Consider the following 25,055-nt stretch of genomic DNA (forward strand, 5'->3'; position numbering starts at 1 on the left):
TTTACACGGCGCCTGAACCGGTAAAATGCACCGGCTTTGAGCAGACCAAAAAGTCCGGCATTTGAATCGGGCAGAATTGATGGCCGCTCCCTATACTTCCTCATGGACGAAGAATAAGCAGACAACATGAGCTTTGACGAGACCTTACAACGCCTTCTGGCGCGGCTGCCTTTGCCGCCCCAGAACCTCAACATCCTGAGCTTTTGCCACAGCACCAAAGCCGCTGCGGTCAAGGCGTGGGCGGAATCTTTGCCCGCAACCCGCATCAGCTTTACAAGCGTTCAGCTCTATTCCGCACTACCTGAACTGGCACGCCTGAAAACCGATGCCGCCACCCGGCTGGATATGCTGGAATCCATGCGCCCCTACGTGCAGCAATGCATCCAGGGATTGGGTCGCAATTTTCTGAACCAACCGATTATCCTGCCCGATGGGGCTGTAAAAACCGCCATCGTCGCCCAAGCGCTGCAAAAACACCTGACCAACGGCTATGTGGCGGTGGCCGCCGAGCTGGCCCAAAGCAAAACCAACAGTGCGGCACTGGCTCAACTGGATCTGGCGCTCAGCCGGGCGATCAACGGTTTTGCCCTGATGCTGATGCGCGGTTACCAACTCTATACCCCTACGCCCGCTGGCCATTGGCTGGAACTGCACAGCCTGTACCAGCTGGCCAAATTGCTGGAGCGGGAAAACCAGCTGGTGGCGGACGACCGGCTGGCCCATGTGCCGGCCATGACGCTGACCCAACAATACCTGCGCCCCCTGCTGCTCGCCTGTGCCCGGCCCAATCAAATGCGCCAGCAGGAAGTGCAGGCTGCCTTTGATGCACTGGAACTTTGGGCGCCCTTTGCCCATATGCGCGAGGGCACTGACGAGGCCCGCTTGTTTGCCGTCGACCCGAATGACGACCTGCAGCCGGTCTACAAAAGCCGGTTGCACGCCAAGCAACCGGATCAGGTATTTGAACTGGATATGGAAGAGTTGGTCACCGGGCTCAAGCGCCAGCTGGAGTTAAAGGATGACGACACCGCCATCATCAAACTGCCAGCCAACTTTCCCACTCAGCTGATAGAGCATCTGTGTTCGGCATGGGCTGTGCTGCGCCAACGCGCGTTCGAGCGCCGGCTGGCCCAGGGTGACCTGCAGGTTACTGTCGGCCTGATCAACCTCCATTATCACTGCGCAGGTGAAGTGGAGTTTCCCGCATTCCTCGATCACCTGGCGGAAAAACTCGAATTCAATGCCAAACCCACGAGCGAACAGCAGGATCCCTGGGCCAACAGCGAGGGTGGAGGCGGCGGCGGTGCATTTGGTGCGCTACCGGTAATGGACTTCACCGAAGACTGGGATGATACCGGAGAGGAGGCACCTGAAATTGCGCCAGTGCATCTGATCCGCATTGTCGATACCAGCCCGGGCGGTTACTGCCTGCAATGGAACACCGACCAGGACGAAAAGCTGCGCGCCGGCGACCTGATTGGCGTTAGGGAACCCGGCCGGCTGAAATGGGCCATTGCCGCGGTGCGCTGGATTCGCCAGTCGGCCGGTAACACCCAGCTGGGCGTGCAGGTGATCGCGCCCCAAGCCCGCGCGACCGCCGTCTCCATGGTGCAAAAGTCCGGTGAAAATACGCCGTTTATGCGAGCCCTGAAAATTCAGGCATTGAAGTCGGTGAACCAGCCGTCTACCTTAATTACTGACAGCCTGCCTTTTACTGAGTATTGCAAAGTCAGGGTGCGAGACACCGAAGGTCAGATCCGCCTGCAGCTCACCAAACGCCTGTTTGCCACCGGCTCATTCAGCCAGTTCACGTATCGCGTTATCGATGCGGGTGCGCAACCCGCCAAAGATAAGGAGCAGGAGAAATCTGGTGAAGACTTCTCTTCCGTATGGAAAGACGAGTGAAAGCGCAATCGCAATTGCAGAATTCGGGAACCAGTACTCAGTTCAGGGGTTTTCTAACTAAACCGAATGCACTATAGAGCTCGCCCAATATAAGATTATGTAATATGGATTTTCCTCGCTGACCAGCGCTGGAAACGCAGCAAAAAGGCACTATGAATCCGAACGACATCTTAAGGTTACTGATCATCAACAACAGCCGCTCGGAAGCAGAGCGGCTGATCAGTATGCTCAATAACGCCGGCCGCAACACCCGTGCTCAACACGTGGAAAGCGAAGACGCATTGGTCAAACTCCTGCAGGAACAAAGCTGGGAGCTTGCCATCGCCCACGCCGAAGCGGAGAACCTCGCGCCGGCCGATGCCATTCGCCAGATCAAACGCCTGAATAAAGATATCCCGGTCATTCTTCAGACCGAGGAAGAAGGCAGTCACCCGGTCGTTGACGGCCTGCGCATGGGTGCCACCGACGTGGTGCGCATGGATGAGGACCAGCACCTGCTGCTGGTCATCAACCGCGAAATGAGCAACCGCGAAAACCGCCAGGCCCGCCGCAAAGCCGATCGGAAATTCAAAGAAGCGGAACGCCGTTCGCAACAATTGCTCGACAGCTCGCGCGACGCAATTGCCTATGTACAGGACGGAATGTTCCTGTACGTAAACCAGAGTTTTTCGGAACGCTTCGGCTACGAAGACCCGGACGATGTACTGTGTCTGCCCACCATCGACCTGGTGGCGAAAGCGGATCAGGAAGAAACCAAGGCTTTCCTGAAAGAGTTCACTCTCAAGGGCGAGGAAGCCGAGTCCACCGAGATCAGCTTCACCGGCCTCACATCCGACGGCCAGGAAGTCAAACAGCAAATTTCCGTTGCCCACGCCATTTTTGACGAAGAGCCTTGCATCCAACTGGTCATGCGCGCGGCAAAAGTGGAAGCCAACAGTGCAGAGTTCGAAGCCAAACTGGATGAGATCAAACAGCGCGATGTACAAACCGGGCTGTACAACCGCCAGTTCTTCATGGAAAAGCTGGAAGCGGCTGTCGACAAAGCCAGCGAGGGCGATAAAGGCTTTACGCTGACTTACATCGAAGCCGACGCCTTTTTTGACCGGGTGGAATCGGTGCACGGCGTATCCGTAGCCGACGGCATCGTCAAAGCCCTGGCCGAAATGTTGTCCAGCCAAATCAAGGACGAGGAATGCCTTGCGCGCTTCTCCGACGACACTTTCGCCGTACTGTCTCCGGGCACCAGCGCAGACAGGCTGACGACACGCGCGCGCTCGCTGTGTAAGAGCATTGCCGACAAAGTATTCGATATTGACGGCAAGACCGCGCAAATCACGATTACCGCCGGCTTGTCGCTGATTACCGAAGCCACCAAAGATGCCGAATCCGCCATCGATCAGGCTCTTCAGGCCATCGAAGAACTGCGCAAAAAAGACAAGGAAAAAATCACCGGCAACGATGCCCTGCTGTACGAACCCAAAGAAACAGCCGAAGGCCAGAGCATCACCAAAGCGGTACAGAAGGCGGTCGATAACAACCGCTTCAAACTGCTGTTCCAGCCGGTCATCAGCTTGCGCGGCAACGAAAATGAACTCTACGAAGTGCTCATGCGCATGGTGGACGACAAGGGTGAAGAAGTGCAGCCAAGCGACTTTCTGGAAGCCGCGGACAATATTGGCGTCACCACCAAGATCGATCGTTGGGTCATTCTCGAGTCCATCAAAATGTTGTCCGAGCACCGCGCCAAGGGCAACAACACCAGCCTGATTGTGAACCTGAGTCGCCATTCACTCACTGACGATTCGCTGCTGCCCTGGCTCGGCGTTGCTTTCAAAGCCGCAAAATTGCCCACCGATGCCATTATTTTCCAGGTGCGTGAAATCGACGTCACCAATCACCTGAATGCCGCCAAAGCATTCTGCACCGGCATCAGCAAGCTCAAATCCAATCTCTGTATTGCCAATTTCGGCTGCGCCATGAATCACTTCACCACCCTGAAGCACGTGCCAGCGGCCTACATCAAGGTCGACGGCAGCTTTACCCAGGATGTGCAAAACGGCAATGAAGGTGCCGATGGCCTCACCAACATGATCAAAGAGTTGCACAAACTCGAAAAAATCACCGTGGTGCCGTTTGTGGAAAACGCCAGTGTGCTCAGCACCCTGTGGCAAAGCGGCGTGCACTACATTCAGGGTCACTACCTGCAAGGCCCCGCTGAAGGCATGAACTATGACTTCAGCATGGACGGCTAAAAAACGGCTCGCCGTCCTGCTGGTACTGGCAGTCTGGCTGGGCAGCTCGGCCACGGCCTTCTGGTACTACCAATTGCGCTGGACCGAGGCGTTTCCAGGCGCAGAAACCTACGCCTTGTTTGACGGCACGCCCTTGTCAGATTGGCTCAGCCGCTTTCATCGTCCCGGCCAGGTGACGTTGGTACACCTGGGCCGGCCCGACTGCTTCTGCAACCGATTCAACGACCCGCACCGGCAGGAAATCCAGGCGCACTACCAACCCCTGGGGGTTCACTTTGCCGCCCCGGCGCTGGCGCCCGACCTGCCGGTCAGCACACCGGCGGTGGCCCTGCTCGACACCCAGGGGCAGTTGCGCTACATCGGGCCCTACTCCGACAGTCTGCTATGCTCTATTGGCGACGGTTTGGTGGAGCCTCTGCTCGATCAGCTGCTGGCCGGTGCTGCACCCGACATGCTGCACACCACCGGCGTCGGCTGCTTCTGCCCGCCACCAAATCCCACACAAGAGTAATCGCCAGGGACAGGCTGTATGCGAGGACTCGCCATGCAGAATACGCCCGTCAAAACCTCCCCGCTCCAGGCCCACTACGAGAAAGCAGATCAACTGCTGCTGATCTCCGTGTATGGTTGTGCACTGATGGGCCTGGGCTTGGCCAGTCTGTTTGATCTTTGGGTATTAGCCATTGTGGTAGGGGGCGGCACCGCGGCAGCCTGCACGTTTTTTGTAAAAGCGATGCCCGGCAGTCCAATGACCCGCGTAGTGATTGCCGCCGCCTTTGTGCTCATGTCAGCCCTGCATATTCACCTCGCCAACGGCATGATCGAAGCCCACTTTATTATTTTTGTGCTGCTCGCACTGCTCGCCTATTACCGCGACTGGCTTCCGCTGCTGGTGATGGCCGGCGGCATCGCCGTCCACCATTTGGGCTTCTACGCTATGCAACAGGCGGGAGGCAGCGTGTTCGTACTGGACTCACCCGACCGGAGCTGGGGCATTATTCTGTTCCACGCGTTCTACGTGGTGGTGGAAACCGGGGTACTGCTTTGGATGTGTATCGATTTGAAAGCGCAGGCCGAAGTGGCATTCGATCTGAAAAATACCGCGGCCGAACTGACCCAGAGCGAACACGTCGATCTCACCCGGCGCTGCAGCTCGGACACTCATGAACTGACACGCAACTTCAACGGCTTTATCGATGCAGTGCATCAACTGGTGTCCGATGCCAACCACTCCTGCACCACCATTGCGCGCGGCGGGCAACAACTCGATCAGCTGACCCACGATATGCATCATCGGTCCACCGAACAACAGCAACAGTCAGAGCAAATTGCCAGCGCAAGCCAAGCGTTGGCAGAAAGCATTCATCAGGTAGCAAGCCGGGCCCAAGATGCCGCCAACGAAACCCAGCAAGCCGATCAGGATGCCCGCGAAGGCAGCCAATGCAGTCAGGATACCCACAATGCCATCAGCGACCTGGAAGCACAGGTCAATCAGGCGGTGAAAGCCATTACCGAGCTGGCCAACGAAACCAGTAACATCGGTTCGATGCTGGATGTGATTCGCGGCATTGCTGAGCAAACGAATCTGCTGGCGCTCAACGCCGCCATTGAGGCCGCCCGCGCCGGCGAGCAGGGGCGGGGATTTGCTGTGGTTGCCGATGAAGTGCGCACACTTGCCTCGCGCACACAACAGTCGACGGAAGAAATCCAGGGCATGATCCAACGCCTGCAAAAAGGCAGTAAGGCCACGGTCGATGCCATGGCCGCGAGCCAGCAAGGGGTAGGGATTTGTGTCACCAATATCGACCGAACCCGCGCACTGCTGGGCAACATCGCCAATGCCATCGCGACAATTGCCAGCATGAACGACGCCATTGCCGAAGCCACTGCTGAGCAAACCAGCGCTATCAACGGTGTAAGGGACAATGCCGTCACCATCAAGCATTCGTCCGACGCCAACAGGCAACAACTGAGCGAGCTTCTCAGTACAGCCAGCGAACTTCAATCCGCCGGCACCAGCATGCAACAGCAAATCGGACGGTTTAAAATCAGCTGATAATATCTGCGTCTTCCAGACCCAGCAGGTAACACAGGCCGTCCAGCCCCAGCGTGCTGATGCTGTAATCCGCCGATGCCCGCACCAGTGGTTTGGCGTGAATGGCCACGCCCATGCCGGCCAACCCCAACATGGGTAAATCGTTGGCGCCGTCGCCCACTGCGATCACATTTGCCATTTCAAGACCACGGTCAGCGGCAATCTGTTGGATCAATTCGGCTTTGCGCTTGCCATCCACAACCGTGCCGGTAACACGGCCAGTGACAAAGCCATTCTCGATTTCCAATTGATTGGCATGGTATTCGTGAATGCCCAGACGGGCGGCCACTTTTTCAGCAAAGTAATTGAACCCACCCGACAAAATTGCGGTATGAAAACCGCGCGCCTTGAGCGTGTTAATCAACACTTCGGCACCGTCCATCAACTCCAACCGGTTGGCAATACCTTCCAGCACCGATTCAGACAAGCCATTGAGCAACGCCATGCGGCGGGTAAAACTTTCGATAAAATCGATTTCCCCTCGCATGGCCTGCGCGGTAATTTCAGACACCCGCTCACCAATGCCGGCCTCGCGCGCCAGTTCATCAATGCACTCGGCTTTGATCAGGGTGGAATCCATATCAAAGCAGATCAATCCGGCAGACATGCCAAAGCCCGCGCGCGGCTGCAGGTTAATATCCACCTGCAAGTTATCGGCCAACGCCAACAGCGCCTTGCGCGCGGCCGCCAGATCCACCTGACCGGAAAACTGCAATTGCCAGCCCTGGCGCCCGGCCGAACAACCCGATGAAAGACTGCGGCCCGAGACAAAACCCAGCCCCAATTCGTCTGCCTTGCGCAACACCGCGGTCTGATGCGCGGGGTTCAACGCCGGTGCCATCAACGTCATCACATAGTCGGCAGGCGACGGCGCTTGTGTCACGGCAACCTGCAGGTCCGGCAGCAATTCGGCCAGTGATTCCCGCAGCGCATCGGCCTCCACCGGCGACTCACACTCCGCCAGCAGGCTGAACCCCGGGTGCAGTAACCGGGTTTCCATCCCGCCCCAGGTCACAGGCAGCTGCGCCAGCGTAGCCAATACGGAATCCAGTGGCTGCGAGTTTCGGTTTCCGGTGAGAGCAATCAGTGGCATGTTTTTATCTCGGTAGTTTGATGTTCGCTAGCGCAAGGGGGGCGGATTATAGCGATTTATTGCCGCCAATCGTACTTGACCGCCTCACGGCGGGCCCGCTGCCCAAGCACCACCCGATTAGGCTACACTAGGCGGCCGTAATTGCCCCAGCCGGGGCCTAAGGCGTTTTGATGACCGACTCTAATCATAACAATATGCCGGCCAGCCCTTTTTGGCAGTCTTTACTCAGACATCCCCACCCGTTTGGTGGCACCCTGGTTTTGAGCCTGCTGCTGACCCTGGCCATCGGCCTGCAACTGCACTGGTTTCTGGACAACGCCACCCAGGCAGCCGCCCAGCGCTATGGCCAGACCCTGGCCAATCTGGCTGCAGAACAAGCGGCCGGCGCCCTGCTCAATCAGGATCAGGTCAGCCTGAATGCCCAAATGGCCGATATCGGCCGCAATCTCGACGTGGCCGGCGCCACCCTGCACGATGTGGAAGATCGCCTGCTGGCCCAGGTGGGCACTTTGGCCCAACACAACCCGCACCTGCAGATCGCCCAGTATTCCGCGCCGGTGGTACTGCAGGACAGTGTCGCAGGCTATGTCACCGTGGCGGTGAATCTGGCCCGCGCACTGGATAACCGGATGCGCCTGTACGGGCGTTTGCTGCTCACCACCGCATTGCTGGTGGCACTGTTCTGGTTGTGGGCGCGGCGCTATCAAGCGGAACCGACACCAACCAAACCCGCCAGCGCCACCAAAAAGGTGCGCAGGCTCAAGCCCCGGGTGAAGCTGACGCTCGATTTACTCAATCTGGAACAACTGCACACCGAGCTGAATGGCGAAGCCTTCAAACAACTGCTGAGTCGCTTTGAACAGCAACTGCAAGGCGTGACTGCGCTGTACGGGGGCGAAAGCCAGGGCCTGCAAAACAATCAGTTGACCCTGTTGTTTTCAGACGAAAACCGCACCGAGGCCAGCTTCCGCGCCATTTGCAGCGCCGAACTGTTACACAGCCTGAGTGAAAGCAGCGAACTGGCACTCAAACTGGGTGCCCGAATTCTGCCATTTGAAGCCAGTGCCAACCTCAAAGCCCAGTATTCCCGTCAGCTCAAACCGGGCGGTACACGCGCCACACTGATCTCGGTGAAGTTACTGGATGAAGCGCTTACCGAACGCTGCCAGTTCGCCGCCCGCGCCGACCAGCGCAGTGCCCGGGTTGAGCAACTGTTGCCACCCTATCAGCAGCTGCTCATCAATCAATGCAATCAGTTATGCCAGGCACCCGCATCCGACGCCTGATTGCCTGGCTGCTCCTCTGTTGGGTCGCCGCCACCGGCGCGACGCCGCCGGCGGAGTTAACACTGGTGACACTCAATCTCGCCCACGGCCGGGGTACCGCCTTCAGCCAACTGCTGATTGGCAAAGACCGGTTTGGTGAAAACCTGAAAACCGTGGCCGATACGCTGGCGCCGCTTAAGCCGGATCTGGTGGCCCTGCAGGAAGCCGACGCCGCCTCCCGCTGGAGTGGCAATTTCGATCACGTGGGCTATCTCGCCAATCGATTGGGCATGGACGAGCGGGCCCATTCACTGCATATCGACAATTGGGCCGTCAGTTACGGCACCGCCTTGCTATCGCGCCTGCCCCTGGCAGAACAGATCGACCACGTGTTTGCCGGCAGTTTTCCCACCCCCAACAAAGGCTTTACCCTCGCCCGCATTCACTGGCAACCCGATCCGGCACAGCCTGCGCAAGCGATCGATGTGGTCAGTCTACACCTGGATTTTTCCCGGCAGTCGGTGCGTCTGGCGCAAATGGCAGAGCTGATAGCGGTAGTGGCAGAGCGGGACGCAGCACTGATCGTGATGGGTGATTTCAACGATGCCCGGCTGGCGGCCGAACTCTTGCCCGCCGCCATGGCCAAGCAGGACCGGGTGCTCCACAGCCACCCTCAAGCGGGTGAAATGCCCACCTACAAAAGTAACGTGCTGGATTGGATTCTGATTTCTGAGGAGCTGGCCTTCAGCGGCTACCAGGTGTTGGAAGCCCCGCTGTCGGACCACCGCGCGGTGGTGGCCCGGGTGCGGCTGCACTAAATCAATTGGCGGAAATGCGTGCGCTGACTTTCTCTGCCTTCTCTTCCTGGTAGCGCACCAGCCGATAGTGAGCCAGCTCGGGAATGGTTTCCCGCATGCGGGTTTCGAGCGCGGCGGTGCGGCGTGCACGTTCGCACATGATATCGCCCCGCGCCTCCACGTTTTCCGCCGCCTCTTTCATCTCGACTTCCATGCGCTCGCCGAATTTTTCCATGCGGTCGGCAAAGCCCGGCTCAAACAGGGCGCGCCACACCAGCGACATACCCGTGCCAACAGACTCGCTGGCGGCCTCTTCCACCGCTTGGTCAAATTCTTCACCGAAGGCCTCGGAAAACAGGTCTTCCTCGCCATGAGATAAATGATAGCGACCATCCTTTTGCTGGATACGCTCGTCCAGCTTCTGGCTCGCCACATTCAGTGCATATTCGGTTTTCACCGCCACATCGCTGTCGTGACCGAACAGCTCGGAAAAGGTTTCACCCAGTGCCCGCGCCACCAGTTTCATGGCATCCCGCACCAAGGCCAGCAGCTCGGGCACCAACGCCTGCACTTCACCCACATATTCGGCTGACAATGCCTGCTGATCGCGGTTGAGTTTGACGGGTTTACCTGCACGCGTGACCGAACCATCGGTACTGAAACGCAGGTCAGCCACCTCTAAAACAGACTTGTCGACGGTGAGACTCTGCTCGAAATGCAGATCACACTGCGGCTCTTCCACGCGGGTATCGGCCAGACTCAATGCACTTACCCACAGCAGGCCCAATCCTATCCATCGTCCCAAAGTCATGATCCTTCCCCAATTGGCTTAAAGCGCCAGTATTCCACAGCACCTTTGATCCCCCAATGCGCCTGCGACTAAGCGAGCCACTGCCCGGTTATATAAAAACCGCTGCTAATACCCTTCCTTACCTTTACGTTAACGTAAACCTTAGATAGAGTAATGGGCTCGATCTGCCCGGATAGCCCCATGGCCAACACCTACACGATTTCCGATCTGGCGCGGGAGTTTGACGTCACCACCCGCACCATTCGCTTTTACGAGGATAAAGGCCTGATCGTGCCCGAGCGTCGGGGCCAGACCCGGCTCTACAGCGCCGCCGACCGCACTAAGCTCAAGCTGATTCTGCGTGGCAAACGGTTGGGGCTGTCACTGGATGAAAGCCGGCAAATCATCGATATGTACAACCCCGGCACCAATAACGCCGATCAGCTCAACCGGCTGATCGGCAAGATTCAGGAGCGCAAAGCCCTGTTGGAAGCGCAAAAGCGCGACCTGGATCAGATGCTTCAGGAACTGGACGACGCCGAGCAACGCTGCCGCGACGCCCTTCAATAAAAAACGACCACACGAGAGGCCACCCATGAGCTTTCCATACCCCACGTTGAATTTCGGTTTAGGCGAAGACATCGACATGCTGCGCGAGTCGGTGCACAAATTTGCCCAGGCCGAACTGGCACCACGCGCCGCCCAGATCGATCTGGACAACGAATTCCCCATGGATATGTGGAAAAAATTCGGCGACATGGGCCTGTTGGGCATGACCGTGGCAGAAGAATACGGCGGCACCAACATGGGCTACCTGGCACACGTGGTGGCCATGGAGGAAATTTCCCGCGCCAGCGCCTCGGTGGGTCTTTCCTACGGCGCCCACTCCAATTTGTGCGTGAACCAGATTCACAAGAATGGCACTGAAGCGCAAAAGCAGAAGTACCTGCCCAAGCTGTGTTCCGGCGAGCACATCGGCGCGCTGGCCATGAGCGAGCCCAACGCCGGTTCCGACGTGGTCTCCATGAAGTTGCGGGCCGAGAAAAAAGGCGACCACTATGTGCTGAACGGCAACAAAATGTGGATCACCAACGGCCCCGATGCCAACACTTATGTAATCTATGCCAAAACCGATATCAGCGCCGGCTCCAAAGGCATCACCGCGTTTATCGTGGAGCGCGATTTCAAGGGCTTCTCCCGTCATCAGAAACTCGACAAGCTGGGCATGCGCGGCTCCAACACTTGTGAGCTGGTGTTCGAAGACTGTGAAGTACCGGCCGAAAACGTGCTCGGCGGCGAAGGCCGCGGCGTGGCGGTATTGATGAGCGGACTCGATTACGAGCGCACGGTTCTCTCCGGTGGCCCCACCGGTATCATGAGCGCCTGCATGGACGTAGTGGTGCCCTACATTCACGACCGCAAGCAGTTCAACCAGTCCATCGGCCAGTTCCAATTGGTGCAGGGCAAGGTGGCCGACATGTACGCCGGCATGAACGCGTCCAAGTCGTATTTGTACAACGTGGCCAAGGCCTGCGATCGCGGCGAAGAATCGCGCAAAGACGCGGCCGCCGTAATTCTGTACACCGCCGAAATGGCCACCAAAATGGCGCTGGATGCGATCCAGTTGTTAGGCGGCAACGGCTACATCAACGAGTTCCCCACCGGGCGTTTATTGCGCGATGCCAAGCTGTATGAAATCGGCGCCGGCACCAGCGAAATCCGCCGCATGCTGATTGGTCGCGAGCTGTTTAACGAAACCAAATAAAAAATCACCGCAGGTGCGTTGCGCAAACGCACCTGCCAATTATGTAATGGTGCCCCACATGCCCATCATCAAATCCGATATCAATCCACGTGCCGAGGATTTTCAGGTCAATGCGGCACACCTGCAGGCGCAGGTGGATGACCTGCATCAACTGCTGAAGACCGTCGCCCTTGGCGGCGGTGAAAAAGCCCAGAAGCGCCACACCGATCGCGGCAAATTGCTCGCGCGCGACCGCATCAATGGCCTGCTGGACCCAGGCAGTCCGTTTCTGGAATTGTCACCCCTGGCCGCGCACGGCGTGTATGACGAAGAGGTGCCGGCAGCGGGCGTGGTGGCCGGTATTGGCCGGGTCAACGGTCAGGAATGCATGATCGTGGCCAACGATGCCACCGTGAAAGGCGGGTCCTACTATCCACTGACAGTGAAAAAACACCTGCGCGCACAAACCATCGCCGACCAGAATCACCTGCCTTGTATTTATTTAGTGGATTCCGGCGGCGCCAACCTGCCGCGCCAGGACGATGTATTTCCCGACCGCGAACATTTCGGCCGCATCTTTTTCAATCAGGCCAATATGTCGGCCAAGGGCATTGCCCAGATTGCAGCGGTCATGGGCTCCTGCACCGCCGGTGGCGCTTATGTGCCGGCCATGGCGGACGAGTCCATTATTGTGAAAGAGCAGGGCACAATTTTTCTCGGTGGCCCGCCCCTGGTAAAAGCCGCCACGGGTGAAGTCGTCAGCGCTGAAGATCTCGGCGGCGCCGATGTGCATTGCCGCACCAGCGGCGTAGCCGATCACTATGCCCAGAACGATCACCATGCACTGCAACTGGTACGCAATGCGGTGGCGCGTCTGAATCGCACCAAACCCGCGCAACTGGATACCAAACCCAGCGTTGAACCCTTATACGATGCCAAAGAAATCTACGGCATTATTCCCAAAGATACGCGCAAGCCGTTTGATGTGCGCGAAATCATTGCGCGCATTGTGGATGGCAGTGAGTTCGACGAATTCAAAGCCCTGTTCGGTACTACGCTGGTGTGCGGTTTTGCCCGTTTGTATGGCAACCCGGTGGGCATCGTCGCTAACAACGGCATATTGTTTTCCGAGTCTGCACAAAAAGGCGCGCACTTTGTGGAACTGTGCGCGCAACGCAAGATCCCGCTGGTGTTTTTACAGAACATCACCGGTTTCATGGTGGGCAAACAATACGAACAGGGCGGCATTGCCAAGCACGGCGCCAAGATGGTGACTGCAGTGGCCTGCGCCCAGGTACCCAAACTCACCGTTCTGATCGGCGGCTCCTTTGGCGCCGGCAACTACGGCATGTGTGGCCGCGCTTACGACCCGCGCTTTCTGTTCATGTGGCCCAATGCCCGTATCTCGGTCATGGGTGGCGAGCAGGCTGCGGGCGTATTGGCGCAAATCAAAAAAGACCAGATGGAAAAAACCGGCGACAGCTGGAGCGCCGAAGAAGAGGCTGCGTTCAAACAACCTATCATCGACACTTACGAACAACAGGGTCACCCCTATTACGCCAGTGCGCGCCTGTGGGATGACGGCGTCATTGATCCCGCCGATACCCGCCGGGTACTGGGGCTGGCGCTGTCCGCCAGTCTGAACAAACCCATTGAAGACACACGCTTTGGCGTGTTCCGCATGTGAGGCCAGTATGAGTATTGTTACCACTCTGGATGCACGCGGCGTGCTGCGCGTGACCCTGAACAACCCGGACAAACACAACGCCTTTGACGATGGTGTAATTGCCGAATTGCAAGCCGCCTTTGAACAGGCGGGCGCCAACCCGGCCGTGCGCGCACTGATTCTGGCCGCTGAAGGTAAGTCCTTTTCCGCCGGCGCCGATCTCAGCTGGATGCAGCGCATGGCCAACTACTCACTGGCCGACAACCGCGCCGATGCCGACAAGCTGGCGCGCATGCTGCACACACTCAACAGCCTGCCCTTCCCCACCATCGCGCGCGTGCAAGGCGCCGCCTTTGGCGGTGCCGTGGGGCTGGTAAGTTGTTGCGATCTGGCCGTAGCCAGTCCGCGCGCCAGCTTTTGTTTAAGTGAAGTAAAAATCGGCCTGATTCCGGCCACCATCAGCCCCTATGTGGTGGCGGCCATGGGCGAACGTGCGGCTCGGCGGTATTGCCTGACGGCCGAACGGTTTTTTGCCGACACCGCAAAGCAGTTGGGTTTGGTGAGCGAAGTGGTAGACGAAACCGAGCTGGACAGCACCATCGACAATTTGTTGAAGCAATTACTGGCCAACAGCCCGGCTGCCCTGTCTGCCGCCAAACAATTGGTGTTCGACGTGAGCAACCGACCCATCACCCAGGCATTGATTGACGACACCAGCCAACGCATTGCGGAAATCCGCGTATCCGACGAAGGCCAGGAAGGGTTAAAAGCGTTTCTGGAAAAACGTGCACCCCGCTGGCAACAGGAGTCCTGACATGTTTCATAAAATTCTGATTGCCAACCGCGGTGAAATCGCCTGTCGCGTCATGCGCACCGCCCGTAAACTGGGTATACGTACCGTGGCGGTTTATTCGGATGCCGATCGCCACAGCCTGCACGTGGCTATGGCCGACGAAGCCATCCATATCGGTGCTGCGCCCTCGCGTGAAAGTTATCTGTGCGGCGATAAAATTCTGGCGGCGGCCAAGAAGACTGGCGCCCAGGCGATTCATCCCGGCTACGGTTTTCTTTCAGAAAATGCCGCCTTTGCGCGCGCCTGTGCAGACGCCGGCGTGGTATTCATTGGGCCGCCGGTTGGCGCCATTGAAGCCATGGGCTCCAAGTCCGCCGCCAAAACCATCATGGAAAAAGCCGGCGTCCCCTTGGTACCCGGTTACCACGGCGAGGACCAGTCACCCGCGCTGATCAAACAGCACGCCGATGCCATGGGCTACCCGGTGCTGCTAAAAGCCGCCGCCGGTGGTGGTGGCAAGGGCATGCGTCAGGTGTGGAGCGCAGAAGAGTTTACCGGCGCGCTGGACGCCGCCAAGCGCGAAGCCATGAATGCCTTTGGCGACGATACCATGCTGGTGGAAAAATACCTGACCCAACCACGCCATGTGGAAATTCAGGTGTTCTGCGACAACCACGGCAACGGCGTTTACCTGTTTGAGCGCGATTGCTCGGTGCAGCGCCGGCATCAGAAAGTGATTGAAGAAGCACCGGCACCCGGTATGGACCCGGCCGTGCGCGAGGCCATGGGCGATGCTGCCCTGAAAGCTGCCCACGCGATTCACTACAGCGGCGCCGGCACCGTGGAATTCCTGCTCGATGCCGATGGCAGTTTCTATTTCATGGAAATGAATACGCGCCTGCAAGTGGAACACCCGGTGACCGAAATGATCACCCATCAGGACCTGGTGGAATGGCAACTGCGCGTGGCTGCCGACGAATCGCTGCCACTCACGCAGGATCAACTGCGCATTGACGGCCACAGTTTTGAAGCGCGCATTTACGCGGAAGACCCGGACAATGATTTCCTGCCGGTAACCGGTATGCTCAACTACCTGCAAACGCCGGAACAAAGTCAGTACGTTCGGGTGGAAACCGGCGTCCGCCAGGGCGATGAGGTGAGCGTGTATTACGATCCGATGATTGCCAAGCTGGTGGTCTGGGGCCGCGATCGGGACAGCGCCCTGCGCCGCTTGCAGCTGGCATTGACGGAATACCGCATTGGCGGCATGACCACCAACCTGGCGTTTTTGTACAACCTGATCAGCACCGAGCCCTTCCGCGCCGCGCAGCTGGATACCGGGTTTATTGAAAAACACCAGAGTCTGATCTTCCAGAAATCCGATGCGCAACTGGAACACTACCTGCCGTTTGCTGCGCTTTATCTGGTGCTGCGCCAGGCGCGCGAAGCACGGGCCCTTGCGGCCCACGACACCAATTCGCCCTGGAGCCTGGCCGACAGCTGGCGCCTGGACGGCAGTCGCCAGCACAGTTTTGAGATTGATGTGCACGGCGAAGTGTGTCGACTGGTCATCAACCAACAGGGCGAAGGCCCGGCCACACGCTATCAGATCTGTTACGGCAACACCTGTTGGGTGTTACAAGGCACGCTCGACGGCAATCACTTAACCGCTGTGGTAGACGGCCACCGCCAGCGCCTGACCGCCACCGAAGATGGCTTACAGGTAACCCTGTTTGTGGAAAACCATGCGCTCAATTTTACCCGCTTGTTACCGGATACCGGCGAACAGGACAGCAATGCCCATGCAGGTGGCCTCACCGCGCCCATGAATGGCACCGTGGTGACGCTGTTGGCCGAGGCCGGCAGTCACGTCAAAGCCGGTACACCATTGCTGGTAATGGAGGCCATGAAAATGGAGCACACCATTAAAGCCCCGACTAACGGCACAGTGAATAATTTTTACTATGTGGCCGGCGAGTTGGTGGATGGCGGTGCCTTGCTGGTAGACTTCAGCGCAGACGAATAGTGGACGACAGCATGTTACCCAAGTACGTAAAAATTGTTGAGGTGGGCCCGCGCGACGGTCTGCAAAACGAAAAGCAACCGATTGAGACAACGGATAAAATTGCGCTGGTCAATGCGCTGGCCGATGCCGGCTTGCAAGTGATCGAATCCGGCAGCTTTGTAAACCCCAAGTGGGTCCCGCAAATGGCCGGCAGCGAAGCAGTATTTGCTGGCATCCAGCGCAAAGCCGGTGTCAGTTATGCGGCTTTAACACCCAACATGAAAGGCTTCGAGCGCGCGCTGGAAGCGGGCGCAACGGAGGTGGCTATTTTTGCCGCTGCCAGCGAGGCCTTCAGCCAGAAGAATATCAATTGCTCCATTGCCGAAAGCATTGAGCGCTTTGCGCCCATTATGGAAGCCGCCCGCGCGAGCAATGTACCGGTTCGGGGTTATGTGTCCTGCATCGCTGGCTGCCCCTACGAAGGCGCTATCGCGCCGGCCAAAGTCGCTGACGTCAGTCAGCAATTGTTTGACGCCGGCTGCTATGAAATTTCGCTTGGCGACACCATCGGCACCGGCACCCCCGCTCAAATAGAGCAGGTAATCGATGCGGTGACCCGCAGCCTGCCCGTTAATAAACTCGCCCTGCACGCGCACGACACTTATGGGCAAGCATTGGCCAACATCTATCGCGCGCTGCAATTGGGCGTGAGCGTATTCGACAGCTCAGTGGCAGGGCTGGGTGGATGCCCCTACGCCAAAGGCGCGTCGGGCAATGTGGCAACAGAAGATCTGATTTATCTGCTGGATGGGCTGGGCATTGAACACGGCGTCGATTTACAAGCCGTCGTGGATGCCGGCCAGCGCATGTGCGACTTGCTCGGTCGCTCCAACAACAGCAAAGTAGCGAGAGCGCTGTTGGCCAAATGTAGGGTGGATTAGCGATAGCGTAATCCACCATTCCAGAAAGTCAGGAGCAGAATGCGTAGCCGGAATTAGAAGGTGGAATGCGCTTCGCTTATTCCACCCTACGGAAAAATAAGACCGTAGGGTGGATTAGCGGCAGCGTAATCCACCTTTACAACGAATCAGTCCTTGAACTTTTTGCTCGGGATATACTGAGACTGGGTTGAGGTCGCTACATAGGTGCAGTTACCCTCTTCATCCCAACGGAAGCCCACATAAGAAAAACTGGCTACGGATTTCATCTGGTCGATAAGGTCTGGCTTATCGTAAGCAAAACAAATCACCGATTCGCCTTCAACAACCTGAGCCTGACAAAAACCGAAGGTAAAACCGGGACTGGTATCGGTTGCACCGAAGGTACGGGTACCACAGCCTATTTGCTCCGCTTTATTGTCAGAAAACCGTGCCGTTTTCATATTTCCCATGGCGGTTCTCGCCTCCATGTCAATCTCCACAGGCACATCAATAGCGGCGCCGGCAAAGGAGAAAGCTGCAGCGGTGGACAGCACCAAGCCAAATACAAACTTAACCATATTATTTTCCTTTTTGTTTCATTGATTTAATTGGCCAATTCCAACTGGCCTGAGTTTACCGCCCGGGCAATATCGGAAAACATCTGCTTGCGTTGCTCGGGATGTAACTGGGCGGCCTCTATCTGCAGTGCTTCAAACTGCGCCTGCGATACGGGGCCTGAATAAATAAGCGCGTTGAGCTTGTCCTGCGCCCGACGCTGCAGGGCAATTTGCTGTTCTGTGGGGGCTTGTACCGTGGCCACTTGAGGCTTTATGACATTCTGTTGGCGCTGCAAGCTATCGATCAGCTGACGCAAGTCCGATTGGAGTTGTGCCAGCGCCATTGAATCACTTTCTGCGGGCGCCACAGCCTGCGGTAACTGGCACGCTAGTTCCGATTTAGCAGGTGCACCCACCTGCGCTGCCAACTGTGCGTGCTGCCGGCTGACCTGGTCCAGTTTGAAATATACGAAAACCAAGAGACAGGATTGCGCAATAACTGCAAATAAAGTCCATTTCATTTAGTAAAAAGCTCCAATCCAAAGAAAGAGAAAAGCAAGGCGTCTGGACAAGCCTCAACCAGAATTACTACCCGGCGACAAAAACGTCAAGAAGATTGAAGGGAGGTGATGTAGACACAATGGTGGGATGCGCTTCGCTTATCCCACCCTACGGGTAAAGGCAAACCGTTGGGTGGATTAGCGACCGCGTAATCCACCACTATTAACCGCAAGCCTCAATACGATCTGTTGTGCTTAAACACGGACGCTTGCCGGCCGCAATGGTGGGATGCGCTTTGCTTATCCCACCCTACAGGTGCAGGCAAAAACGTAGAGTGGAATAGCGACAGCGTAATCCACCGCGATTCATCCGGTTTCAGAATCTTTTTTCGATCTGCAATACCGGCGTGACGTCTATCAACTGACGAACCCGGTCATTTTTTTCGACGCGCATGCCATGCGGCAATCTGGCATCTGCCCGATACGAATTCAACAACCCGATATTCAGCTGCCATCGTTTTCGGGTGGTGACTTGTATCGACAATACCGCTTCGCACGGCTGAGCCAAAGCTACACGACCCATTTCATCATTTAACAACGGCTCTGATTCACAATGCGCTGCGCAGGGTAATGCGGCGCAAAAAATCAGTATCAATATCAATCGGTTCAATAGGCACATAGGTTGACCTCCATGTGCACACAATAAGGTGCCGTCGAATAACGGCCTATTCGCTGAAAGGGCTAGCCCCCATCGGCATTTGGCCTAATACCCGCTCCAGCTGTTGCATCCGCAAGGGCGCTACCGGTGCTGCGCTCTGCAGCGTCAACAATGCAACACCCACGCGCACCACATGCTCGCGCTGTTGATGGGCCGCACGGTCACCGGCCGTTAGTTCTAACGCACCGGCGAACAGTAACAAAGACATCGCCAAAAATCGGATCATTGCACCAAAAACCGCTTTTCAAATTCCAGCACGGCCATCACCGCCAGCTGTTTCTGCCAATCCATATCGGCTCGGGTCAGGCCACGGGCATCCGCCACCGTCACGCCAAGCAAGCCAATACAGGCAATCGCAATCATCTTTTTCATCACCGACCTCAGCTGATGCTCAGCAGATTTGGAATCGTGTCTTTATTACCGGCGTAAGGTACCTCCACACCAGCGGCGCGACCGATAGTGGCCCACACCCGCTGCATGTCCACGGCCTTGCCCATGGCCCAATGGCTGCGCTCACCGAAATCGTACAAGTCATAAAAACGACCGCCGTTGTGCTTGAGCAAACCCGAGGCGCCGCCGATCAGTGTCACGGGTACATCCTGCATATGCTCGGGTGCGCCGTCGGCCATTTCAGAGGTAAATACCACCAGCGTGTGCTGCAGCAAACGATCGCCACTCACATCCGGATCGGGCAACGCATTCAATTGATCCAGCAGGTATTTCACCTGCTGCACATACCAGGCACGCGAGTCGCGCCATTCAGTCACACTGCCGTAGCGGTGCGCGCAATCGTGCGGGTTACGACTGGCAGACACGGATTTGATCGCCACCGGATCGGCACTGCGGCCGATCTGTAACGTAGCCACCCGGCTGGTGCCGCAACTCAAACCGTGCGCCACAATATTGGCGTGGGCACGGGTCACTTCATCGCGGTAATCGGCCGAGGTGGCAATCAGACCGGATGCCGGTGATGCACTGGCTGGCGTGCAGGCAGCTTCCACCGGCACCGCGTTGTTCAGGTCAACCACCAATTGTTCCACTGCATCGAGGTGGGTATCGAGTTTGGCTTTTTCCGATTGCGACACCTGACTGCGCAATTGCTGCAACCGGCTGTTGGCCATATCAAAAAGATGCGCGCGCGAATTCGCCTGTGGCGCGCTGCTACCGGATGCCGACACATTGCCAAATACCTGGTCAAACAGCACATAGGGATCAACTTCCGGCACTATCATGTTGTTGTTGTCGTAAGAAATATTCCAGTTGGCACCCACGGTTGCATGGGGGCCGGAATAAATGCGCTTGAGTGTGGGGTTGGTACCGCGCAACTGATTGCCAAGTAACAGATCAATAGATGTTTTGCTGGCAGCCGAATCGCGCATGACGGTGGTCCAGGCATTGTGCCCACCGGTGCCCGAGCCCACGATCAACCCCTTTAGAAAAACCGACTGATTTTTATAGGCCGATAAATGCCGTGACATTTCGTTCAGCTGGAAATTACCCGTATCTTTCGAGCCACCGGCATCAGGAAACCACAACCCGTTGTTGTAGCCGCCGTAAGCATCGACGCCAAAGCCATCGGGTATCACCGCAAACACCACTTTCAATTTGGGCGTACCCGAAGCCTGTGCCAGGCGGGCAAAACCACCCACAGAGAGCGGCGCGGCGCCGGCGGTGGCGATCAGGTTGCGTAAAAAACGACGGCGATTCATGGCGGCAGTTACCTGTCTGGAAATTCAATTCATCTGAGTGCATAGGGTAAAGACCTGGGTGGCGAAAACCATTCGCCACCCGGTCTAATTGGCCTAGGTCTAACGGTCTAACCGGAGTAAGAACGCATCGCGTGACAAGCTCTGCAGCATCAGCGCTTTCACATCGCCGCTCTGGGTAAAAGCATCCACCACCGGCTGGCTCTGGCTTTGCGCGTCCAGCGACCGACCACTGGCAAAGCGCAGGAACGACTGGGCGAAGCAGGCCTTGGCTTCATCGGATTGGCCGAGGAAGCTGGCCAGTTCACGCGCGTCGTTGAAGTAGGTCAGCTCGGTCTGCGCATCGTTACTGCGCAGGATGCCGCTGGCGTTGATGGCCAATTCCACACCGGCCACGTTGTATGCCGCTTCAGTGGTGCGATAGCGACCGGCCTGATCGAAGTTTTCCAGCGAAGAGCCCGGATCATTCATCAGCTGATGACACTGCCAGCATTGGCCCTCACTGGCATCCGGGCCGGTGATCACATTCCAGCGCTCACGGGTTGTCAGGGCATGCTCGGGTATCTCGATGGTGGCCGGATCAATGCCCACCGGTACGCCCATGTCATGGCACAGCAGGTTCTCGCGGATCATCTTGCCGCGCTTCACCAGCGAAGTGGCCGCGAAATCCGAATTCAGGATCTGGGTAATACCCTGGTGCAGAATGCCGCCGCGCTGGTCATTGGTGTCCACCTTGGTAAAGCTGCTGCCAGCGGGTGCGGACAAGCCGTAGTGGGCCGCCAAAGTGCCATTGAGGTAGGTGTAGCCTGGGTTAAACAGGGCATTGAACTGGGCGCCTTCAGTCCACCACTGGTTTACTGCCAGACGCTGTTCTTCCACCATGGCTGCAATCACATCCAGTGTCAGACCCGGCTTTTCCGACGTGCTGCCCTCGGTGTGGGTGTAATGGCGGATGAATTCCACAAAGTAGCTATTGAAGCGGGCATCAGCCATCAGGCGCTCGGCCTGCGCTTCAATCTGCGCGGCGGTGCCCAGGCGGTTGTTGCGCGCCTCAGTCAGCAGCGTGGCATCCGGTGTGGTACCCCACATCTGGAACGACAGAGCCGCGGCCACCTCATAGTGATTCAGACGGTAGGCTTGCGCATCGGCATCCCACTCGCCGCGCAGGCTCAGGTACAGGAAGTCGGGCGCCAGCATCATGGCGGTGAGCCAATCGCGGCTGCCATAGCTCTGGTTAAAACTCTGGGCGCTGCTCAGTTCGCTGCTGGTGAGCGGGCGACGCCACAGGCGCTCGGCCGCGCCGGCAATCTGCGCGTTTGAACAGCTGGCCACGGCACAGCCCAGACGGGTCAGATCTGCACTGGCTGCCGCCGGCTCCAGTAATTGCAGCAGACGGTTGGCCGCTTCGTAATTCACCACGCCCTTGTCGGCCTGGGTGGGGTATTTGAAATCGCTGTCGTGGAACGCCTTCGGCAGTTTGTCTTCGTCCAGGCTCACACCGGTGAGATCGGCCACAGCGTTGGCAAACTCGCGCGGTGTCAGTAAGCGCACGCCACGCACACCACGGCCACCGTCAACCACCTCGACCTGATCGCGGTAGAGATCTGCGCGGATATAAGCGGCAATGTCGTCGGCACAGCTGCCGACACACAGGGCGGCATTGCCGAGCGGCATGGCGGCACTGATGTAGGCCGCAAGGGCTTCCTGTGAACGCTGATTGCTGATGATTTCGCGGCCGGTGTTGCCATCGGCACCGTGACAGTTAGTGCAACCCAGGTCGCGGTAAAGGTCGGCGCCAGTCAGCGCGTCAGGGACATGTGGCTGTACAGGATCAACCGGATCAATCGGGTCTACCGGATCAACCGGATCAACCGGATCAACCGGGTCTACCGGGTCTACCGGGTCAACCGGGTCAACCGGAACGCTCGGATCAACGGGCTCTGACGGGTCTACCGGCAATGATGGGTCAGGCTCCGACGTCCCGGCATAGAGGTTATCCACGATATAGGTGGCAATGGCGCTGGCGCAGTCACCCACACATTCTGATGCTTTACCAAAAGGCATATTGGCGGCGATGTAGTCAGCCAACGCACTCTGGCTCATGGGGCTGGCAACAATCGACACCAGCTCAGTGCCGTCGGCGCCGTGGCAGGCCAGGCATTCCTTTTCCACGTACAAGCGGGCACCGGTATCGGTTTCAGGTTCGGTGGGCTCGGGTGACGCACCATCATCGCCCGCCAAGTGGTAGCTGGCTGCGGCATAGGTGGCCGAAACGCGACCATTGTTCACCGCCGAGACGCGGAAATTGTAGTCTCCGGTGGCATCAAGGCTCAGGCTAAAGCGCTGCTGATTGGCTTCCAGCAGGGCCAGACTCTGCCAGCGACCATCGGGCGATTGCATTTGGACCAGATAGCCGGTTTCCTGCTGGGCCATATCGGCCCATTGCAACTCCAGTTGCCGGTCACCGGAGGCCTCGGCAATGAGCGCCTGCGGGTCGGCCGGCTGGCTCGGCCAACCCGGTTGCTGACTCGACTGCATGCGCCAGCGGGTATCGATGTAAACCGGCACCGTGTTGCCGATGTCACTCAGGCCTGCGACGGCGCGCAGCGCTTCTATGCCGCCATCCAGTGCAAAGTCAGCGCCGTTCAACAGCAAAGGTTGTTGGGAGAAGACGCGCAGCTGCGACTCGGACTGACGCCACAGCATCAGCCTGGCGTCGATGGTTTTTTGCACGCCGTTCAGGCTCACCCGGATCTGGGTGGTCAGCGGGCTCACAGTACCTACCGCCAGCGCGTTAATCTGGGTGCTATCGAGCGTCGCATCAATGTAAACGCTGGGCAGCCAATCACTGGCAAACAACAGCGCGCGCATGCGCTCGTCGCGCAGGGCAATACCCGAGTCGATGCTCGCCAATCCAACGCGCAGCCGCAGCTGGCCCTGCCCGGTCAGGTCGCCTTCTATCACGGTGAACCGATGAACTTCCTGCACCCGCTCTTTCTTAGTGGAAACAAACTGTAAATTGGATTGAGCGCTGTCCATTACCCAGGTCGCATGCACGTCCGGGTCAGTGGTGGTTGCCGGTGCTTCCGGCTCCGCGGGCTGGGCGGGTTGATCCGGCTCCGAAGGCTGTTCCGGTTCTGCTGGCTGATCGGGCTCCGACGGCTGTTCCGGGTTCGTGGGCTGATCGGGATCAACCGGCTGCTCTGGTTCTGACGGCTGGACCGGCACTGTGGGCTGACCGGCACCGCTGTCGGCGCAACTGACCAGACGCCACGCCTGCTCCCACGCCAGGCCGGAACCGGGCGCGTAGTAGAAGCTGGACGATGACGAGCACCAACCGGCAACCTCGCAGCGGTAGTATTTACCTGCGTGGGAAACCAGCTCACCATACACGTATTGATTGCCCGTCACGTAGGCATTGGCAGAACCGCAATCGTCCATAGCAGACACTTGCGCGGTCGCCAGCAGGCCGCTGGTGATCAGGGCGATGTGGGGTAACCAGCGCTTCATGACTGCACCTCCGCGCGACGAAATACCAGATAAAACGAAACCGGCACACTGGTGCCCAGCGAGGTGAGCTTGGCCAGTGACTTGAGCTCGGCAAACCCGGCTTCAAAGCCGAACGACAGACCGTCGACCACCAGCGGCGCCAGACTGCGCACCATCAACCGATCAGCGGTCAGGCGGGACACCATGACGCTGGCCTGAATGTTTTGGGTAATGCCGTGCAGGTCCAGGGTAAAGGCCAGCGTCATGGTGCGTTCGGCACCCACTGCCAGGCCGTCCACCAACTGGGCATCAACCTGCGCTTCAACGCGGGCCTGCGGGTAGACCGCGGTTTCAAACAGCAGGTCGCGCAGGCGCTGGTCGCGTACGCTGTTGGCGCTATCCACGCTGTTCAGATCAATCACCAGCTCAGCCAGGCCCCGGCTGCTGATGCTGCCTGCAAAGCCGCTGAAATGCGCCACTTCGCTCACGTGCAACTTTTTGGTGGTCACAAAATGCAAGGCTGAAGAGGCACCGTCCAATTGCCATGCCGTACTTTCAGCCGGCGTCTCCACCTGGCCATTGTCGGGCACGGGCAGTGGATTATTGGTACCCGGTGCGGGCTCCGAAGGGGCAGCAGTCTCCTGGCCACAAGCGGTTATGAGCAACAGCATGGTCAGTGCTGACAGGTATTTCAGGCATTTCACGGCGTGGTTTCTCTGGTTTACCATTGATGCCGGCATGCTACTTTTCGCTAGTCGAA

Annotated in this window: 22 protein-coding genes; 12 read left to right on the forward strand and 10 right to left on the reverse strand. The window is 57.9% G+C overall.

Annotated features, from left to right (window positions below):
• Positions 1-126: 126 nt before the first annotated feature.
• The 4 genes from M5M_RS09895 to M5M_RS09910 all read left to right on the forward strand — a co-directional run bounded on the left by M5M_RS09895 (position 127) and on the right by M5M_RS09910 (position 6,213).
• Positions 127-1,905: a hypothetical protein gene (locus M5M_RS09895; RefSeq protein ID WP_015047348.1), complete on the forward strand. Its 1,779-nt coding sequence runs from the start codon at positions 127-129 to the stop codon at positions 1,903-1,905.
• A gap of 152 nt (positions 1,906-2,057) precedes the next feature.
• On the forward strand, positions 2,058-4,157 hold the full coding sequence (locus tag M5M_RS09900) for an EAL domain-containing response regulator (protein ID WP_015047349.1): 2,100 nt from the start codon (positions 2,058-2,060) through the stop codon (positions 4,155-4,157).
• Positions 4,135-4,668, forward strand: a complete 534-nt coding sequence (locus M5M_RS19515; RefSeq protein WP_015047350.1) for a DUF6436 domain-containing protein — start codon at positions 4,135-4,137, stop codon at positions 4,666-4,668. The genes M5M_RS09900 and M5M_RS19515 overlap by 23 nt, the downstream gene beginning before the upstream one ends.
• 33 nt (positions 4,669-4,701) lie before the next feature.
• Complete coding sequence (locus M5M_RS09910; RefSeq protein WP_015047351.1) at positions 4,702-6,213, forward strand: methyl-accepting chemotaxis protein; 1,512 nt, start codon at positions 4,702-4,704, stop codon at positions 6,211-6,213.
• Here the strand turns inward: M5M_RS09910 and serB are convergent.
• Positions 6,206-7,345, reverse strand: coding sequence for a phosphoserine phosphatase SerB (gene serB / locus M5M_RS09915; RefSeq protein ID WP_015047352.1), 1,140 nt, complete (start codon positions 7,343-7,345; stop codon positions 6,206-6,208). The two genes, M5M_RS09910 and serB, sit on opposite strands and share 8 nt — an antisense overlap.
• 170 nt (positions 7,346-7,515) lie before the next feature.
• Between serB and M5M_RS09920 the strand changes: the two genes are divergently transcribed.
• Together M5M_RS09920 and M5M_RS09925 are read left to right on the forward strand one after the other, a co-directional pair.
• Positions 7,516-8,631 carry a hypothetical protein gene (locus tag M5M_RS09920; RefSeq protein WP_015047353.1) on the forward strand — a complete coding sequence of 372 codons (1,116 nt, stop codon included), beginning with the start codon at positions 7,516-7,518 and terminating at the stop codon, positions 8,629-8,631.
• Positions 8,604-9,428 (forward strand): endonuclease/exonuclease/phosphatase family protein, encoded by an 825-nt coding sequence (locus tag M5M_RS09925; protein ID WP_015047354.1) that lies wholly within the window; start codon positions 8,604-8,606, stop codon positions 9,426-9,428. Before M5M_RS09920 ends, M5M_RS09925 begins: the two co-directional genes overlap by 28 nt.
• 1 nt (position 9,429) lies before the next feature.
• Here the strand turns inward: M5M_RS09925 and M5M_RS19520 are convergent, their stop codons facing one another.
• Complete coding sequence (locus M5M_RS19520; protein WP_081640152.1) at positions 9,430-10,218, reverse strand: YggN family protein; 789 nt, start codon at positions 10,216-10,218, stop codon at positions 9,430-9,432.
• A 180-nt stretch (positions 10,219-10,398) separates the two neighbouring features.
• Between M5M_RS19520 and M5M_RS09935 the strand changes: the two genes are divergently transcribed.
• Genes M5M_RS09935 through M5M_RS09960 form a run of 6 tightly spaced genes read left to right on the forward strand, consistent with a single transcriptional unit; the run spans position 10,399 to position 17,346 of the window.
• A complete protein-coding gene (locus M5M_RS09935; protein ID WP_015047356.1) occupies positions 10,399-10,767 on the forward strand; it encodes a MerR family transcriptional regulator in 369 nt (122 codons plus the stop codon).
• A 25-nt stretch (positions 10,768-10,792) separates the two neighbouring features.
• Positions 10,793-11,962: an isovaleryl-CoA dehydrogenase gene (locus M5M_RS09940; protein WP_015047357.1), complete on the forward strand. Its 1,170-nt coding sequence runs from the start codon at positions 10,793-10,795 to the stop codon at positions 11,960-11,962.
• A gap of 58 nt (positions 11,963-12,020) precedes the next feature.
• Complete coding sequence (locus M5M_RS09945) at positions 12,021-13,628, forward strand: carboxyl transferase domain-containing protein (RefSeq protein WP_015047358.1); 1,608 nt, start codon at positions 12,021-12,023, stop codon at positions 13,626-13,628.
• Between the two features lie 7 nt (positions 13,629-13,635).
• The gene (locus tag M5M_RS09950) at positions 13,636-14,421 is read left to right on the forward strand and encodes an enoyl-CoA hydratase/isomerase family protein (protein WP_015047359.1); all 786 of its coding nucleotides are present in this window, start codon (positions 13,636-13,638) and stop codon (positions 14,419-14,421) included.
• Position 14,422: 1 nt separating this feature from the next.
• Positions 14,423-16,426 carry an acetyl/propionyl/methylcrotonyl-CoA carboxylase subunit alpha gene (locus tag M5M_RS09955; protein WP_015047360.1) on the forward strand — a complete coding sequence of 668 codons (2,004 nt, stop codon included), beginning with the start codon at positions 14,423-14,425 and terminating at the stop codon, positions 16,424-16,426.
• 11 nt (positions 16,427-16,437) lie between these two features.
• Positions 16,438-17,346: a hydroxymethylglutaryl-CoA lyase gene (locus M5M_RS09960; protein WP_029879609.1), complete on the forward strand. Its 909-nt coding sequence runs from the start codon at positions 16,438-16,440 to the stop codon at positions 17,344-17,346.
• Positions 17,347-17,492: 146 nt separating this feature from the next.
• On the opposite strand, the gene M5M_RS09965 is transcribed toward M5M_RS09960, so the two are convergent.
• The 8 genes from M5M_RS09965 to M5M_RS10000 all read right to left on the reverse strand — a co-directional run bounded on the left by M5M_RS09965 (position 17,493) and on the right by M5M_RS10000 (position 24,999).
• On the reverse strand, positions 17,493-17,903 hold the full coding sequence (locus M5M_RS09965; RefSeq protein WP_015047362.1) for a hypothetical protein: 411 nt from the start codon (positions 17,901-17,903) through the stop codon (positions 17,493-17,495).
• Positions 17,904-17,929: 26 nt separating this feature from the next.
• Positions 17,930-18,403, reverse strand: coding sequence for a hypothetical protein (locus tag M5M_RS09970; protein WP_015047363.1), 474 nt, complete (start codon positions 18,401-18,403; stop codon positions 17,930-17,932).
• Positions 18,404-18,758: 355 nt separating this feature from the next.
• Positions 18,759-19,061, reverse strand: coding sequence for a hypothetical protein (locus M5M_RS09975; RefSeq protein ID WP_015047364.1), 303 nt, complete (start codon positions 19,059-19,061; stop codon positions 18,759-18,761).
• A 46-nt stretch (positions 19,062-19,107) separates the two neighbouring features.
• Entirely contained in the window at positions 19,108-19,326 is a 219-nt protein-coding gene (locus M5M_RS09980) for a hypothetical protein (protein ID WP_015047365.1), read from the reverse strand.
• A complete protein-coding gene (locus tag M5M_RS20335; RefSeq protein ID WP_016389334.1) occupies positions 19,323-19,472 on the reverse strand; it encodes a hypothetical protein in 150 nt (49 codons plus the stop codon). The genes M5M_RS09980 and M5M_RS20335 overlap by 4 nt, the downstream gene beginning before the upstream one ends.
• Positions 19,473-19,480: 8 nt before the next feature.
• Complete coding sequence (locus M5M_RS09985; RefSeq protein ID WP_015047366.1) at positions 19,481-20,809, reverse strand: DUF1552 domain-containing protein; 1,329 nt, start codon at positions 20,807-20,809, stop codon at positions 19,481-19,483.
• A 99-nt stretch (positions 20,810-20,908) separates the two neighbouring features.
• Positions 20,909-24,316 (reverse strand): DUF1592 domain-containing protein, encoded by a 3,408-nt coding sequence (locus M5M_RS19525; RefSeq protein ID WP_015047367.1) that lies wholly within the window; start codon positions 24,314-24,316, stop codon positions 20,909-20,911.
• Positions 24,313-24,999: a YceI family protein gene (locus M5M_RS10000; RefSeq protein ID WP_162141157.1), complete on the reverse strand. Its 687-nt coding sequence runs from the start codon at positions 24,997-24,999 to the stop codon at positions 24,313-24,315. Before M5M_RS10000 ends, M5M_RS19525 begins: the two co-directional genes overlap by 4 nt.
• Positions 25,000-25,055 lie beyond the last annotated feature (56 nt).

The sequence above is a fragment of the Simiduia agarivorans SA1 = DSM 21679 genome, from assembly GCF_000305785.2.
Taxonomy (GTDB): Bacteria; Pseudomonadota; Gammaproteobacteria; order Pseudomonadales; family Cellvibrionaceae; genus Simiduia; species Simiduia agarivorans.

Coding starts and splice junctions, on each gene's coding strand:
- M5M_RS09970 (WP_015047363.1), bottom strand. CDS start 18,403: ATGAAATGGACTTTATTTGCAGTTATTGCGCAATCCTGTCTCTTGGTT.
- M5M_RS09900 (WP_015047349.1), top strand. CDS start 2,058: ATGAATCCGAACGACATCTTAAGGTTACTGATCATCAACAACAGCCGC.
- M5M_RS09955 (WP_015047360.1), top strand. CDS start 14,423: ATGTTTCATAAAATTCTGATTGCCAACCGCGGTGAAATCGCCTGTCGC.
- M5M_RS20335 (WP_016389334.1), bottom strand. CDS start 19,472: ATGAAAAAGATGATTGCGATTGCCTGTATTGGCTTGCTTGGCGTGACG.
- M5M_RS09925 (WP_015047354.1), top strand. CDS start 8,604: ATGCCAGGCACCCGCATCCGACGCCTGATTGCCTGGCTGCTCCTCTGT.
- M5M_RS19525 (WP_015047367.1), bottom strand. CDS start 24,316: ATGAAGCGCTGGTTACCCCACATCGCCCTGATCACCAGCGGCCTGCTG.
- M5M_RS09940 (WP_015047357.1), top strand. CDS start 10,793: ATGAGCTTTCCATACCCCACGTTGAATTTCGGTTTAGGCGAAGACATC.
- M5M_RS09920 (WP_015047353.1), top strand. CDS start 7,516: ATGACCGACTCTAATCATAACAATATGCCGGCCAGCCCTTTTTGGCAG.
- M5M_RS09975 (WP_015047364.1), bottom strand. CDS start 19,061: ATGTGCCTATTGAACCGATTGATATTGATACTGATTTTTTGCGCCGCA.
- M5M_RS09965 (WP_015047362.1), bottom strand. CDS start 17,903: ATGGTTAAGTTTGTATTTGGCTTGGTGCTGTCCACCGCTGCAGCTTTC.
- M5M_RS09960 (WP_029879609.1), top strand. CDS start 16,438: ATGTTACCCAAGTACGTAAAAATTGTTGAGGTGGGCCCGCGCGACGGT.
- M5M_RS19515 (WP_015047350.1), top strand. CDS start 4,135: ATGACTTCAGCATGGACGGCTAAAAAACGGCTCGCCGTCCTGCTGGTA.
- M5M_RS09985 (WP_015047366.1), bottom strand. CDS start 20,809: ATGAATCGCCGTCGTTTTTTACGCAACCTGATCGCCACCGCCGGCGCC.
- serB (WP_015047352.1), bottom strand. CDS start 7,345: ATGCCACTGATTGCTCTCACCGGAAACCGAAACTCGCAGCCACTGGAT.
- M5M_RS09910 (WP_015047351.1), top strand. CDS start 4,702: ATGCAGAATACGCCCGTCAAAACCTCCCCGCTCCAGGCCCACTACGAG.
- M5M_RS09935 (WP_015047356.1), top strand. CDS start 10,399: ATGGCCAACACCTACACGATTTCCGATCTGGCGCGGGAGTTTGACGTC.
- M5M_RS09980 (WP_015047365.1), bottom strand. CDS start 19,326: ATGATCCGATTTTTGGCGATGTCTTTGTTACTGTTCGCCGGTGCGTTA.
- M5M_RS09950 (WP_015047359.1), top strand. CDS start 13,636: ATGAGTATTGTTACCACTCTGGATGCACGCGGCGTGCTGCGCGTGACC.
- M5M_RS19520 (WP_081640152.1), bottom strand. CDS start 10,218: ATGACTTTGGGACGATGGATAGGATTGGGCCTGCTGTGGGTAAGTGCA.
- M5M_RS09945 (WP_015047358.1), top strand. CDS start 12,021: ATGCCCATCATCAAATCCGATATCAATCCACGTGCCGAGGATTTTCAG.
- M5M_RS09895 (WP_015047348.1), top strand. CDS start 127: ATGAGCTTTGACGAGACCTTACAACGCCTTCTGGCGCGGCTGCCTTTG.